The organism is Nitratireductor sp. (assembly GCF_017794765.1).
Classification (GTDB): Bacteria; Pseudomonadota; Alphaproteobacteria; order Rhizobiales; family Rhizobiaceae; genus Nitratireductor.
The window spans coordinates 771646-784007 of the sequence record NZ_CP051236.1; the positions used below are offsets into that span (position 1 = coordinate 771646).

13 protein-coding genes and 1 tRNA gene are annotated in these 12362 nt (G+C 62.3%); 4 read left to right on the plus strand and 10 right to left on the minus strand.

Annotated features, from left to right (window positions below; all coding sequences use genetic code 11):
• Position 1: 1 nt before the first annotated feature.
• The 5 genes from HF949_RS03800 to HF949_RS03820 are packed head-to-tail and all read right to left on the minus strand — an operon-like array spanning position 2 to position 4841.
• Positions 2-808 (minus strand): purine-nucleoside phosphorylase, encoded by an 807-nt coding sequence (locus HF949_RS03800; protein ID WP_292898375.1) that lies wholly within the window; start codon positions 806-808, stop codon positions 2-4.
• The gene (locus HF949_RS03805) at positions 805-1200 is read right to left on the minus strand and encodes a cytidine deaminase (RefSeq protein ID WP_292898376.1); all 396 of its coding nucleotides are present in this window, start codon (positions 1198-1200) and stop codon (positions 805-807) included. Before HF949_RS03805 ends, HF949_RS03800 begins: the two co-directional genes overlap by 4 nt.
• Complete coding sequence (locus tag HF949_RS03810; RefSeq protein ID WP_292898377.1) at positions 1200-2171, minus strand: ABC transporter permease; 972 nt, start codon at positions 2169-2171, stop codon at positions 1200-1202. Before HF949_RS03810 ends, HF949_RS03805 begins: the two co-directional genes overlap by 1 nt.
• A gap of 1 nt (position 2172) precedes the next feature.
• Positions 2173-3312, minus strand: coding sequence for an ABC transporter permease (locus tag HF949_RS03815; protein WP_065816641.1), 1140 nt, complete (start codon positions 3310-3312; stop codon positions 2173-2175).
• Positions 3309-4841 (minus strand): ABC transporter ATP-binding protein, encoded by a 1533-nt coding sequence (locus HF949_RS03820; RefSeq protein WP_292898378.1) that lies wholly within the window; start codon positions 4839-4841, stop codon positions 3309-3311. The genes HF949_RS03815 and HF949_RS03820 overlap by 4 nt, the downstream gene beginning before the upstream one ends.
• Positions 4842-5035: 194 nt before the next feature.
• On the opposite strand from HF949_RS03820, the gene HF949_RS03825 reads away from it, so the two are divergent.
• On the plus strand, positions 5036-5239 hold the full coding sequence (locus tag HF949_RS03825; protein ID WP_025031126.1) for a SlyX family protein: 204 nt from the start codon (positions 5036-5038) through the stop codon (positions 5237-5239).
• Between the two features lie 199 nt (positions 5240-5438).
• Here the strand turns inward: HF949_RS03825 and HF949_RS03830 are convergent, their stop codons facing one another.
• Positions 5439-5939, minus strand: coding sequence for an RrF2 family transcriptional regulator (locus tag HF949_RS03830; RefSeq protein ID WP_292898379.1), 501 nt, complete (start codon positions 5937-5939; stop codon positions 5439-5441).
• Positions 5940-5997: 58 nt separating this feature from the next.
• On the opposite strand from HF949_RS03830, the gene HF949_RS03835 reads away from it, so the two are divergent.
• Positions 5998-6435: a GyrI-like domain-containing protein gene (locus HF949_RS03835; RefSeq protein ID WP_292898380.1), complete on the plus strand. Its 438-nt coding sequence runs from the start codon at positions 5998-6000 to the stop codon at positions 6433-6435.
• A gap of 270 nt (positions 6436-6705) precedes the next feature.
• Here HF949_RS03835 and rpsA read toward each other — a convergent pair whose 3' ends face one another.
• The 4 genes from rpsA to aroA form a co-directional block, all read right to left on the minus strand.
• A complete protein-coding gene (gene rpsA / locus HF949_RS03840; RefSeq protein ID WP_292898381.1) occupies positions 6706-8412 on the minus strand; it encodes a 30S ribosomal protein S1 in 1707 nt (568 codons plus the stop codon).
• Positions 8413-8574: 162 nt separating this feature from the next.
• On the minus strand, positions 8575-9225 hold the full coding sequence (gene cmk / locus HF949_RS03845; RefSeq protein WP_292898382.1) for a (d)CMP kinase: 651 nt from the start codon (positions 9223-9225) through the stop codon (positions 8575-8577).
• A gap of 4 nt (positions 9226-9229) precedes the next feature.
• The gene (locus HF949_RS03850) at positions 9230-9934 is read right to left on the minus strand and encodes an SDR family oxidoreductase (RefSeq protein ID WP_292898383.1); all 705 of its coding nucleotides are present in this window, start codon (positions 9932-9934) and stop codon (positions 9230-9232) included.
• Positions 9935-9961: 27 nt separating this feature from the next.
• Positions 9962-11299, minus strand: coding sequence for a 3-phosphoshikimate 1-carboxyvinyltransferase (aroA, locus tag HF949_RS03855; RefSeq protein WP_292898384.1), 1338 nt, complete (start codon positions 11297-11299; stop codon positions 9962-9964).
• Between the two features lie 301 nt (positions 11300-11600).
• Here aroA and HF949_RS03860 point away from each other — a divergent pair, with 301 nt between their 5' ends.
• Both HF949_RS03860 and HF949_RS03865 read left to right on the plus strand, forming a co-directional pair.
• Positions 11601-11999: a TIGR02300 family protein gene (locus HF949_RS03860; protein ID WP_292898385.1), complete on the plus strand. Its 399-nt coding sequence runs from the start codon at positions 11601-11603 to the stop codon at positions 11997-11999.
• Between the two features lie 175 nt (positions 12000-12174).
• A tRNA-Ala gene (locus tag HF949_RS03865) sits at positions 12175-12250 on the plus strand.
• Positions 12251-12362 lie beyond the last annotated feature (112 nt).

Below are 12362 nucleotides of genomic sequence, written 5' to 3' on the forward strand. Positions count from 1 at the left end.
CTCAGCCTACCGGCAGGCCATCGGCGCACAACTGGCCGAGAATGGTGGCGAGCCGCTGCCCGCCAATGGGCGCCATGTCCTTCGTTTCCTGATGCGAAAGCTCGCCTGCGCTCATCCCGGCCCCAAGATTGGTGATAACCGAACAGGCCGCGACACGAAGCCCGAGATAGCGCGATAGAATAACCTCGGGAACCGTCGACATGCCGACAGCATCGGCCCCCAGAGTGCGGGCCATGCGGATTTCCGCCGGTGTTTCGAAGGTCGGGCCGGAGAACCACATATAGACGCCCTTGTGCAATTGCGTGCCGGTTTTGCGCGCGGCGTTCTCAAGGCGCGCGCGCAGGCCCGCATCATACGCCTCGCTCATGCCCACGAACCGGCGGTCGCTGCCTTCACCGATCAGCGGGTTGGCGCCCGAGAAATTGATGTGATCCTCGATCAGCATGACCGAGCCAGGCGGCATGTCTTCGCGCAGGGATCCGGCGGCATTGGTGAGGATGAGCTGCGTGATGCCTATGCCCCATAAGGTTTCGAGCGCCGGGCGCATGGCGGCGGGATCGCCGTGCTCGTAATAATGGGCGCGCCCCGCCAGCATCAGGACCGGAGTACCGGAAAGCCGGCCCGCGACGATCTCGCCCGCATGGCCCGTCACGCCGCTTTGCGGAAAGCCCTGTAACTCGGAATAGGAGATGCGCACGGCATCCTCCACATCATTGACAAGCCCGCCGAGCCCCGAGCCCAGCACAAGAGCAAGCTGCGGGGCAAGCCCGTTGAGCCGCTCGGTCAGACGGTCCACGGCCTGTTTCATTTGCCATCCTCGAAGCTGAAACCGCGTGGAAAGACCGCCGAAAACGGCACCGTTTCCAGAACACCTCCGGTATCGCACAGGTGCAGCACCGCATTCTCTGTAGCGAATTCCGCCAGCCGCTGCCGGCAGCCGCCGCAGGGCATGATCTTCGGCATCTTTTCTGCCACGACGGCGATCTCCGTCACGCGGCCGCCGCCAGCCATGACGAGATGGCCAAGTGCCGTGGTCTCGGCACACCAGCCTTCGGGATAGGAGGCGTTTTCGATGTTGCAGCCGGCGTGAATGGCGCCGGTCTCGGTTTTCACCGCAGCCCCCACGGGAAAGCGGGAATAGGGAGCATAGGCGTTCTTCATTGCCGCGCTGGCGGCGGAAAACAGATCTTCGGCGCTCATCAACGCTCCTTCACATAGGGCACGCCGCCGGCGCGCGGTGGCACGGCCTTGCCGATAAAGCCGGCCAGAAGCACTACGGTGAGAATGTAGGGCAGCGCCTGCATGAACTGCACCGGCACCTGGCCGATCAAGGGCAGGGGCGTGCCCTGAATGCGGATGGCGAAAGCATCGAGGAAACCGAACAGGAGGCAGGCAAACATGACCGGCACGGGTTTCCACTTGGCGAAGATGAGAGCGGCCAGCGCGATGAAGCCGCGCCCTGCCGTCATGTCCTTCACGAAGCCGGCATTCTGCGCCAGCGACAGATAGGTGCCGGCCATGCCGGTAAGGATGCCGGTGCAGATGACAGCGCGGTAGCGCAGCCATGAGACGGAAACGCCTGCCGTGTCGACCGCTGCCGGGTTTTCACCCACCGCCCGGAGCCTGAGGCCGAAGCGGGTGCGGAACAGCACCCACCAGGTGAAGGGCACGAGCAGGAAGGCCGCGTAGGTGAGAAGCGAATGGCCGGAGATGAGTTCGGAGTAGATGTCGCCGAGGATCGGCACATCGCGCACCGCCCCTGCAAAGGGGAGTTCGACGGCGCCAAACCGGGCGTCGCCCGGCAGCGAGGGTGTGCGCCCACCCTGCCGGAACCATGCCTGGCCCAGAATGATGGTCGAGCCGGCGGCAATGAAGTTGATGGCGACGCCCGAGACGATCTGGTTGCCGCGATGGGTGATCGAAGCAAAGCCATGCACGAGCGCGAGGAAGACCGAGATCAGCATGGCCGCCCCAAGCCCGGCCCAGGCAGAGCCGGTGACGGCCGCCGCCGCGCCGGCAGCAAATGCGCCGGCCAGCATCTTGCCCTCAAGGCCGATGTCGAACACGCCCGACCGCTCCGAATAAAGCCCGGCGAGCGCGGCCAGCAGGAGCGGTATGGACAGCCGCACGGTGGAATCGAGAACGAGGATCAGGGAATGAAAGAAATCCATCTCAGCCACCCTCGCCCTGCTGGGCCTCAATCCCCGCCGAACGCGGGCTGAGACTGGCGAAAAGCGCCTGTATCGAAGGCCGGAACATGTGCTCCAGCGCGCCGGCGAACAGGATGACGAGGCCCTGAATGATGACGATCATGTCGCGCGAGATGTTGGGCATCTCGAAGGCGAGCTCCGCCCCGCCCTGATAGAGCATGCCGAACAGGATGGCCGCCGGCACGATGCCTGCCGGATGCGAGCGCCCCATCAGCGCCACGGCGATGCCCACAAAACCCGCGCCGGTGACGAAATCGATCTGCAAACGGTTCTGGTCGCCCATCACCGGGTTGAGCGCCATCATGCCGGCAAGCGCGCCGGAGATGAGCATGGTGATGATGATGATCTTCGTTTCGCTGACGCCGGCATAGCGCGCCGCCTTGGGGCTGAAACCGCGCATGCGGATCTCATAGCCGAGCCGCGTGCGCCAGATCAGAACCCAGACGAGAAACGCCGCCAGAAGCGCCAGCAGAAAGGAGAGGTTGAACGGGGCGGAGCGGATGGAAAAGCCCATTGCCTCCAGCACCCAGTTGAGCTTGGGCAATTGCCCGCCTTCGAGGAAATTGCGGGTCTGCGGGGCCTGCGCGCCGGCGGGTTTGAGCACATTCACCAGCAGATAGACCATCAGGCTTGCGGCAATGAAATTGAACATGATCGTCGTGATGACGATATGCGAGCCGCGCTTTGCCTGGAAATAGGCCGGGATGAAGGCCCACGCCGCACCGAACAGCGCAGCACCCACAATGGCCAGCGGAAACACCAGCCACCAGGGCAGAATGCTGTCGAAGGCGAGGCAGACCACCGCCACGCCCAGCCCGCCCACATAGGCCTGCCCCTCGCCGCCAATGTTGAACAGGCTGCAATGGAAGGCGACGGCCACGGCAAGCCCGGTGAAGATGAAGCTTGTCGCGTAATAGAGCGTATAGGCGATGTTCTGCCCGCGGCCGAGCGCCCCTTCCACCAGAATGGCGGCGGCGCGGAAGGGGTTTTCTCCCACAAGCATCACCACCAGCCCGGCCACCAGAAAGGCGACGGCGAGATTGATGAGCGGGATCAGCCCGTAATCGGCCCAAGCGGGCAGTTTCGCATAAGGCGCACTCATTCCGCCGCCTCCTTTTCCTCGACGCCGGCCATGAGCAGGCCAAGCTCGCCTTCGCTGGCTTCGGGCCCGCGCTCGCCCACTACGCGGCCGGCGAACATGACCAGGATGCGGTCGGAGAGCGAGCGGATTTCATCGAGCTCCACCGAGACCAGAAGCACCGCCTTGCCCTGATCGCGCATGTCGATCAGCCGTTTGTGGATGAACTCGATGGCGCCCACATCAACGCCGCGCGTCGGCTGGCCGACGATCAGCACCTTGGGGTCCTGCTCCATCTCGCGCGCCAGCACAATCTTCTGCTGGTTGCCGCCGGAGAAGTTCGCCGTCTTCAGCCGGCAATCCGGCGGGCGAATGTCGTATTTCTCGATCTTCTCGCGCGCATCGGCGCGGATCGCCTCGATGTTGAGGAAGGGGCCGTTCAGATATTTCGCCTGCCGATGATAGCCGAGCATGGCGTTCTCGTTTTCCTCAAAGGGCAGAACGAGACCCACATGATGCCGGTCTTCGGGCACATGGGCCATGCCGCGCGCGCGCAGGTCTGCGGGGTCTGCAGCGCCCGTCAGGTCCACCGGCTCGCCACCCAGCGTCACCGTGCCGGAAACGGCCCTGCGCACGCCGGTGATGGCATCGAGAAGCTGCGATTGCCCATTGCCCGCCACGCCGGCAATGCCGACGATCTCGCCCGCGCGCACATCGAGCGACACATTGTCGACCATGGTGACGCCGCGCGAATCCTTCACGGTCAGATTGCGCACCGAAAGCAGCACCTCGCCGGGCTTCGCCTCGCCCTTTTCCACCTGAAGCAGCACGCGCCTGCCGACCATCAGTTCGGCCAGCTCTTCCACGCTGGTCTCGGCGGTCCTGCGGGTTGCCACCATCGTGCCCTGCCGCATGACCGAGACATTGTCGGTGATCGCCATGATCTCGCGCAGCTTGTGGGTGATGAGGATGATGGTTTTCCCCTCTTCCTTGAGCTGTTCGAGAATGCGGAACAAATGGTCCGCCTCTGCCGGCGTCAGAACGCCGGTCGGCTCGTCGAGGATGAGGATGTCGGCGCCGCGATAGAGCGCCTTGAGGATCTCCACCCGCTGCTGCAGGCCCACCGGCAGATCCTCGATGATGGAGTCGGGGTCCACCTCCAGCCCATAGTCGCGCTCCAGCCGCTCCAGCTCCGAACGCGCCCTGGCGATGGAGGTGTTGAGCAGCGCCTCGCCTTCCGCCCCCAGGATCACGTTTTCCAGCACGGAAAAATTCTGCACCAGCATGAAGTGCTGATGCACCATGCCGATACCCAGCGCGATGGCGTCGCTCGGCGTGTTGATCGCGGCCTTTTTGCCGCCCACATGGATCCGCCCGCGATCGGCCTGGTAGAAGCCATAGAGGATCGACATCAGAGTCGATTTTCCGGCCCCGTTTTCGCCGATAACGCCGTGGATTGTCCCGGCCTCGATTTTCAGATCGATGTTGCGGTTTGCATGAACCGCGCCAAAGCTCTTGCTGATGCCCTTGAGCTCGATTGCCGTTTCAGCCATCGGCGGCCCGCTTCCCCGTTTTTATCGTTTGGTCAAATTCCTATCACGCGGGCCCGCCGCCTGCCAACCGGTGCGGGAAGACAAGGCGCAGGGCAGTCCGGGCGAAAGGCACCTCAGGCACTCTCGACAAATCAGGCCTTGCTTGTCAATTTCCGCAGGCGAGAATGCACCGAAACCGCAGAAAGAAGCGCGCCATGAGCGAAGACCGCATCACGAAGCTGGAAATCCTGGCCGCCGAGCAGGAAAAGACCATCGAAGAGCTTTCCGCCGAGCTGACGCGCCAGTGGCGCGAGACGGAAGCGCTGAAGAAGAAGCTCGAACGGCTCTCGGAGCGCTTCATGGAGCTGGAGGAGCAGACGGCGGGCGATGTGCCCGTGACCAAGCCGCCGCATTGGTGAGAGGGCCGGGGATAAAGGTGCGTCGCGGGCCACCGTGCCCGCTTTCGAGCTCATAGCGCCCGATTTCGCAGGATGCACGAATGTCAGACTTCATTGGTGCGGCCCGCGATTTCCAGAGGATCACCCGAAATTTTGTCGCCGCCCTGATTCAGACTCCTTGACCGGAGGCAAGCGTATCCAAGCCGCCGTTTTGCCGCATCTAAGTCCCTCGGACAGCTCCGGTTTCAGCAAGCCAGGTTTGTGTCGCTTCGTTGACGCCCGGGACAGGTTCGGCGGTTGCTGACTGTCTCAGTTCCGCAAGGCTGGTTTCCGCAAGGACCCGCCGCCACTCCGCTTCAGCCTTGCGCATCACCCTCGCGATGTTGCAGGGCGCACGATAGTGCCTCGAAGCCGCAGCACAGGGGCCTTTCTGGCGAATTTCGGTACACCGGAAGAGAACCTGATGGTCCTCCAAGGCCATGACGATCTGAAGAAGTGAAACATCTTCGGCTGGCTTTCCCATAGCCAGCCCACCTGACCGCCCCTCGGTCGACTGCACGATCCCTGCCGCGACGAGTTTCTGCATAGCCTTCGAAAAATAGCTTGGTTTGATCCCGTGATATTCCGCCAAAGCGCGCGCCGGAATGCGCGCGCCATCGGGCAACATCGCCAATGCAAGACAAGCGTGAAGTCCCCACTCGACAGTTTCCGACAGCTGCATTACAAACTCCGATAGTAAATATCCTAGTTTAACATCTGCGCGATGAAAGGAAAGCGTAATGTCTGATTTGCAAGAGGAAGAAGGCTTCTGTGTTGTCGGCGTGTCGGAGGTGGTCCGAAATGATGATCCGGCAGGGATTGGTGCTCTTTGGGAGGCTTTCCATTCGGACGATGTTCGCACGAAGGTCGGCGCTGAAGCGTCCAAAGAAGTCTACTGCGTTTATCACGACTACGAAGGTGGCTTTATGGACCCGTACCGCATGACAATCGGCTATCGTGCGCCGTCAGCAAACGTGCCCGAAGGCCTTCATCGCGCTGAAGTTCCCAGGCAGTCCGTGCTTGTTTACGATGTAAAAGGTCCGCAGCCGCAATCCTTGATCACTCAGTGGCAAAACATATGGAATGGCGCTCTCAACCGATCATATCTCGCAGACTACGATGTATATGATGCCGACGACCCCGAAGCCGTCAAAGTAAGAGTTGGTGTCCGTTCATGATAAGGTTAACCGAGGAAGCAGCCATTCGCGCAGTCGCAACGAAAGCTCACTTTGTCCGCATAGCTGTCGGATAACTGTTATCATGCGTTCGGTCGATTTTTGCCGCGAACCAGACATGCCGTCTGGTCAGGAAAGCGACAGCTTCCAGAATTTTCAAGAACACGTCCGACTACGTGACCAAGGCCAAGTAAATCTCTCCCCCATCATCAAAAAACCCCACCGGATCGCTCCGGCGGGGTTTTTCATTTTCGTTCAATAAAGCCCAGAGGCTTATTCGTCGTCGCCGCCCTTGTTCTTCAGGGCCGCGCCGAGGATGTCGCCGAGGGAGGCGCCGGAGTCGGTGGAACCGAACTGTGCGACAGCTTCCTTCTCTTCCGCGATCTCCAGAGCCTTGATCGAGACGCTGATGCGGCGGGTCTTCTTGTCGAAGACGGTGACGCGGGCGTCCACCTTCTGGCCGACGGAGAAGCGCTCGGGGCGCTGCTCGGCACGGTCACGCGACAGGTCGGAGCGCTTGATGAAGCTTTCGACATCGTGATCGACCAGGCGAACCTCGAGGCCACCGTCCTTCACGTCGGTCACTTCACAGGTCACCACGGCACCCTTGCGCAGCTCGCCGGAAGCAGCCGCTTCACCGATCGCGTCATGGCCAAGCTGCTTGATGCCGAGCGAGATGCGCTCTTTCTCGACGTCCACGTCGAGAACCTGCGCCTTCACCATGTCGCCACGGTTGTACTCCTCGATCACCTGCTCGCCCGGACGGTTCCAGTCGAGATCGGAGAGGTGAACCATACCGTCCACATCGCCATCGAGACCGATGAACAGGCCGAACTCGGTCTTGTTCTTGACCTCGCCCTCGACAACGGAGCCGACGGTGTGATTGCGGGCAAATGCCTCCCACGGATTCTCGAGCGTCTGCTTGAGGCCGAGCGAGATGCGGCGCTTGACCGGATCCACTTCCAGCACCACCACTTCGACTTCCTGCGTGGTGGACAGGATCTTGCCCGGATGAACGTTCTTCTTCGTCCAGGACATTTCCGAAACGTGGATCAGGCCTTCGATGCCCGGCTCCAGCTCCACGAATGCACCGTAGTCGGTGATGTTGGTGACGCGACCCAGAACCTTCTTGCCAAGCGGGTACTTGCCGCCGATGCCGTCCCAAGGATCGGCCTCGAGCTGCTTCATGCCCAGCGAGATGCGGTGGGTTTCCTGGTTGATGCGGATGATCTGCACCTTGACCGTCTGACCGATGTTGAGGATCTCGGTCGGATGGTTGACACGGCGCCATGCCATGTCGGTCACGTGCAGCAGGCCGTCGATGCCGCCCAGGTCCACGAACGCACCGTAATCGGTGATGTTCTTGACCACGCCTTCGACCACCTGACCCTCTTCGAGGTTCTGGACGATCTCGGAGCGCTGCTCGGCGCGGCTCTCTTCGAGAACCGTGCGGCGGGACACGACGATGTTGCCGCGGCGCTTGTCCATCTTGAGGATTTCAAAGGGCTGCGGGGTGTGCATGAGCGGGGTGACGTCACGGATCGGACGAATGTCGACCTGCGAACGCGGCAGGAAGGCCACGGCGCCGTCCAGATCGACGGTGAAGCCGCCCTTGACCTGGTTGAAGATGAAGCCCTCGACGCGCTCGCCGGCGTTGAACTTTGCTTCCAGCTTGACCCAGCTTTCCTCGCGGCGTGCCTTCTCGCGGCTCAGCATGGCTTCGCCAAGCGCGTTTTCGATGCGCTCGACATAGACTTCGACTTCGTCGCCGACCTTGAGATCGGTTTCCTTGCCCTTCGCGCCGAATTCCTTGAGCGGCACGCGGCCCTCGACCTTCAGGCCGACATCGACGATCGCCATGTCTTTCTCGATGGCGGTGACGATGCCCTTTACGACGGAGCCTTCTGCGGCGTCGCGTTCGGTGAAGGATTCTGCGAGAAGGCTCGCGAAATCATCGCGAGACGGATTGAGTTCTGACATTGATGCTCCTGAAAAGCCCCTGTCTTTCAAGCGGGGCCAAGCGCCGGTGGTTCGTGTTGCGTTTGTCCGTTCATGCATCCGAGCGGATCGCTCTCAAGGCCGCGTGAAGCGGCAGATCCGGCGCAAAGAATGCGTGGCAGACGGTTCTTTCAGTTCTGACTTTCAGTCTTCGCTCCGGGCTGCCAGTCTGGCATTCACCAGTTTGCAGGCCGCCTGGAACGCCGTCTCTATATCCATTTCGCTCGTATCGAGCAAGTGCGCATCGTCCGCCGGCCTTAACGGACTGTCCTTTCGGCCCATGTCGCGGGCGTCGCGCCGCTCGATATCGGCGAGGATTTGCACATAGTCGGCGCTGCCGCCACCGTCCATGATTTCGCGCCAGCGGCGCGTGGCGCGCACCTCGGCGCTTGCGATCACATAAAGCTTCACATCGGCGTTGGGGCACACCACCGTGCCGATGTCGCGCCCATCCAGCACCGCGCCGGGCGGGGCGCCCGCAAAGTCGCGCTGCTTCTCGACGAGCGCGCTGCGCACCGATGGCATCACTGCCACTTTCGAGGCAGCTTCGCCGATGCCGTGTTCGGAAAGTACGGTCCGGTCGAGTGAGCCGAGATCGAGCGCGCGGGCGGCCTTTTCGGCAATCGCCTCGTCGTCGAGCGGCTCGCCGGCCTCCATCAGCGCGCGAGCGACACCGCGATAGGTGAGGCCGGTGTCGAGATGGCGCAGGCCGTAATGCTCGGCCAGCCGGCGCGCGAGCGTGCCCTTTCCGGAGGCGGCGGGCCCGTCGATGGCAATCGTGAGTCTGTCGCTCATGCCGTCAGACCGACCGTGTGATGCCGCCATCGATGCGGATGTTCTGGCCGGTGATGTAGCTGGATTTCTCGTCGGCAAGGAAGGCGATGAGTTCGGCAACTTCGTCCACCGTGCCATAGCGGCCCATGGGAATGCGCGCGCGGCGGTCTTCCTTTTCCGGCAGGGAATCGATGAAGCCCGGCAGCACATTGTTCATGCGCAGGCCCTCGGCTGCGTATTTGTCGCAGAAAAGCTTGGTGAAGGCGGCGAGCCCGGCGCGGAACACGCCGGATGTCGGAAAGGCTGCTTCCGGCTCGAAGGTGGCATAGGTGGAGATGTTGACGATCGCGCCCGATTTCTGCGTCTGCATGATTGGCGTGACAAGCCGCGTCGCGCGCACAACATTGAGCAGGTAGACCTCCATGCCCTGGTGCCAGTCCGCGTCGGACATGTCGAGCACATCGCCCTTCGGCCCGTGGCCGGCGCCATTCACCAGCGCGTCGATGCGACCGAACCGCTCCATCGTTGCGTCGGTGAAGCGCTTGAGATCGTCCGGGGAGAGGTTTGAGCCGGTGAAACCCAGCCCACCGAGTTCTCTCCCGAGCGTTTCGCCCTTTCCGGACGATGACATGACTGCGACCTCGAAGCCGTTTTCTGACAGTTTGCGGACTGCCGCGGCACCCATGCCGCTGCCGCCGCCAATGATCATGGCTACCTTTAGTCCGGTCATTTGCTCTCTCCCATTCCGATCCGGGTATCAGTCCAGCATTGCGCCGAGCCGCGTCATGAGCGCGGTGAAATCGGGAAAGCTGGTGGCGATCATCGTCTGGTCGTCAATGGTCACTGGCTTTTCGGTCGCAAGGCCCATGACGAGGAAGCTCATGGCGATGCGGTGGTCGAGATGGGTTTTGACCGTGCCGCCGCCAAGCCCCTTGCCGCCGGGGCGGCCCGTGACCCTGAGCGAGGCCTCGCCCTCTTCGCAGTCGACTCCATTGGCCTTGAGCCCTTCGGCCACGGCGGAAAGCCGGTCGGATTCCTTCACACGCAGCTCTTCCAGCCCCTGCATCAGCGTGTCGCCCTCGGCAAAGGAGGCCGCCACGGCAAGCACGGGATATTCGTCGATCATGGAGGGCGCGCGGTCTTCCGGCACGGTCACGCCCTTGAGCTCGGAGCCGCGCACGCGCAGATCCGCCACATCCTCCCCGCCTTCGTTGCGGCGCTCGAGAATCTCGATGTCCGCGCCCATCTCCATGAGCGTGGTGACGAGCCCGGTGCGGGTGGGGTTCATGAGCATGCTCTCGATTACCACGTCCGAGCCCGGCACGATAAGCGCGGCCACCAGCGGAAACGCGGCCGAAGACGGGTCGGCGGGAACGGCGATGGTCTGGCCGATGAGTTTCGGCTGACCCTCGATGCGGATGTGGCGCGCACCTTCGGCATCTGTCTCCACCTCAAGTGCAGCACCGAAGCCGGCCAGCATCTTCTCGGTGTGGTCGCGGGTGGCAACGGGTTCGATCACCGTTGTCACGCCCGGCGTGTTGAGCGCGGCAAGCAGCACTGCCGACTTCACCTGGGCGGACGGCATCGGCACGCGGTAGGAGATGGGGGCAGCATGTTTCGGCCCGCGTAGCGTGATCGGCAGACGGTCGCCCGGCTCGGCGGAGAGAACCTGAAGCCCCATTTCCTTCAGCGGATCGAGCACGCGACCCATGGGGCGCTTGGAAAGAGAGGCGTCACCGATGAAGCGCGTCGTCATGTCATAGGAGCCGACAAGCCCCATCGTCAGGCGCACGCCTGTGCCGGCGTTTCCGAAATCGAGCGGTGCTTCGGGCTCCAGCAGGGCGCCATTTCCGGTGCCGGTGGCGATCCATTCATCGCCGCGCTTTTCGATAGTGGCGCCCATGGCCTTCATGGCCTCGCCGGTGCGCAGCACGTCTTCGCCTTCCAGGAGGCCGGTAATACGGGTTTCGCCGGCCGCCAGCCCGCCAAACATCAGCGCCCGGTGCGAAATCGACTTGTCGCCGGGCACCCGGGCCCGGCCCGAAAGGGCGTCTGATCTTCTGGCGCTCATGGGGCGCGGCTCGGTGGTATGCATCGTCTGGTCCCTGATGGTATGCGTTCTGCCGGGCGGCAGACTATTCGAAGATTTTATGCGTTCGCTCTAGCATGATGAGGATAGTCGGTCATCCCCCGGTTGACGGATGGCCCCCGACGGGGTTGTAAAGAGAGTGAGCCTTGGGAGGAGAGCCCTTTCCGGGGTGCGTATTAGGCTTTGACAGGTGCGCGACTTGCCGTTATGGGGACCAAAATTTTCAGTAAGGCAGGAAGCGCTTCCGGTGCCGGCCGCGATGGAGCCGTCGCAGGCTGGGCCGACCGCAAGACGATGAGGCAGCAAGGTGGCTAAACCGGAACTCGGAACAAAACGCGTCTGCCCGGAAACGGGCCGCAAATTCTATGACCTGAACAAGGACCCGATCGTTTCGCCCTACACGGGTCAGACCTATCCGCGCAGCTTCTTCGAGGCTGGCGGCGACACCTCCATGGATGAAGAAGAGGAAGTGGAGGAAAAGGAGCTGGATGGCGAGGAGGATGCACCGGAGGTGGTTTCTCTCGAGGATGCTGACGATGAGACATCTTCCAGCGACAAGACGGAAATCCCCGATCTCGACGATGAAGACGATGATGTCGACCTCGGCGACGAAGACGATGACACGTTCCTCGATGATGACGAAGACGACGATGATGATGACGTGAAGGACTTCATCGGCGTCGGCGACGAGGACGAAGAAAGCTGATTTTTCAGCACGTGCGGGAAGAATGGCTTCGGCCCCGTGTCAAAAGTGGCGCGGGGGTGCAAATCGGGGCTTGATCTTCCCGCCGGGCGGGTTTAGAAGCCGCCCACACGGTTGGCCCGGCGGGCCTTCCGGACCTCTTCGCCGGAGACGGCGACCGGCCATATTGCCGGAGTGTGGGGCCATAGCTCAGTTGGGAGAGCGCTTGAATGGCATTCAAGAGGTCAGGGGTTCGACTCCCCTTGGCTCCACCATTTTTCATCTGAAATCTCGACAGATCAATCCTTCCTTTGCGGCACGTTTCCCCGAACCTTGATCCGCAGGGAAAATCAGGCAATCGTGCCGGCGGCATCACGCCGCTTGGGG

What these genes read in the sequence shown, in the direction of transcription:
- HF949_RS03800 (WP_292898375.1), bottom strand. Translation starts at nt 808, where the DNA reads ATGAAACAGGCCGTGGACCGTCTGACCGAGCGGCTCAACGGGCTTGCC.
- HF949_RS03850 (WP_292898383.1), bottom strand. Translation starts at nt 9,934, where the DNA reads ATGACCGGACTAAAGGTAGCCATGATCATTGGCGGCGGCAGCGGCATG.
- HF949_RS03835 (WP_292898380.1), top strand. Translation starts at nt 5,998, where the DNA reads ATGTCTGATTTGCAAGAGGAAGAAGGCTTCTGTGTTGTCGGCGTGTCG.
- HF949_RS03825 (WP_025031126.1), top strand. Translation starts at nt 5,036, where the DNA reads ATGAGCGAAGACCGCATCACGAAGCTGGAAATCCTGGCCGCCGAGCAG.
- HF949_RS03820 (WP_292898378.1), bottom strand. Translation starts at nt 4,841, where the DNA reads ATGGCTGAAACGGCAATCGAGCTCAAGGGCATCAGCAAGAGCTTTGGC.
- rpsA (WP_292898381.1), bottom strand. Translation starts at nt 8,412, where the DNA reads ATGTCAGAACTCAATCCGTCTCGCGATGATTTCGCGAGCCTTCTCGCA.
- aroA (WP_292898384.1), bottom strand. Translation starts at nt 11,299, where the DNA reads ATGCATACCACCGAGCCGCGCCCCATGAGCGCCAGAAGATCAGACGCC.
- HF949_RS03810 (WP_292898377.1), bottom strand. Translation starts at nt 2,171, where the DNA reads ATGGATTTCTTTCATTCCCTGATCCTCGTTCTCGATTCCACCGTGCGG.
- HF949_RS03830 (WP_292898379.1), bottom strand. Translation starts at nt 5,939, where the DNA reads ATGCAGCTGTCGGAAACTGTCGAGTGGGGACTTCACGCTTGTCTTGCA.
- HF949_RS03805 (WP_292898376.1), bottom strand. Translation starts at nt 1,200, where the DNA reads ATGAGCGCCGAAGATCTGTTTTCCGCCGCCAGCGCGGCAATGAAGAAC.
- HF949_RS03815 (WP_065816641.1), bottom strand. Translation starts at nt 3,312, where the DNA reads ATGAGTGCGCCTTATGCGAAACTGCCCGCTTGGGCCGATTACGGGCTG.
- cmk (WP_292898382.1), bottom strand. Translation starts at nt 9,225, where the DNA reads ATGAGCGACAGACTCACGATTGCCATCGACGGGCCCGCCGCCTCCGGA.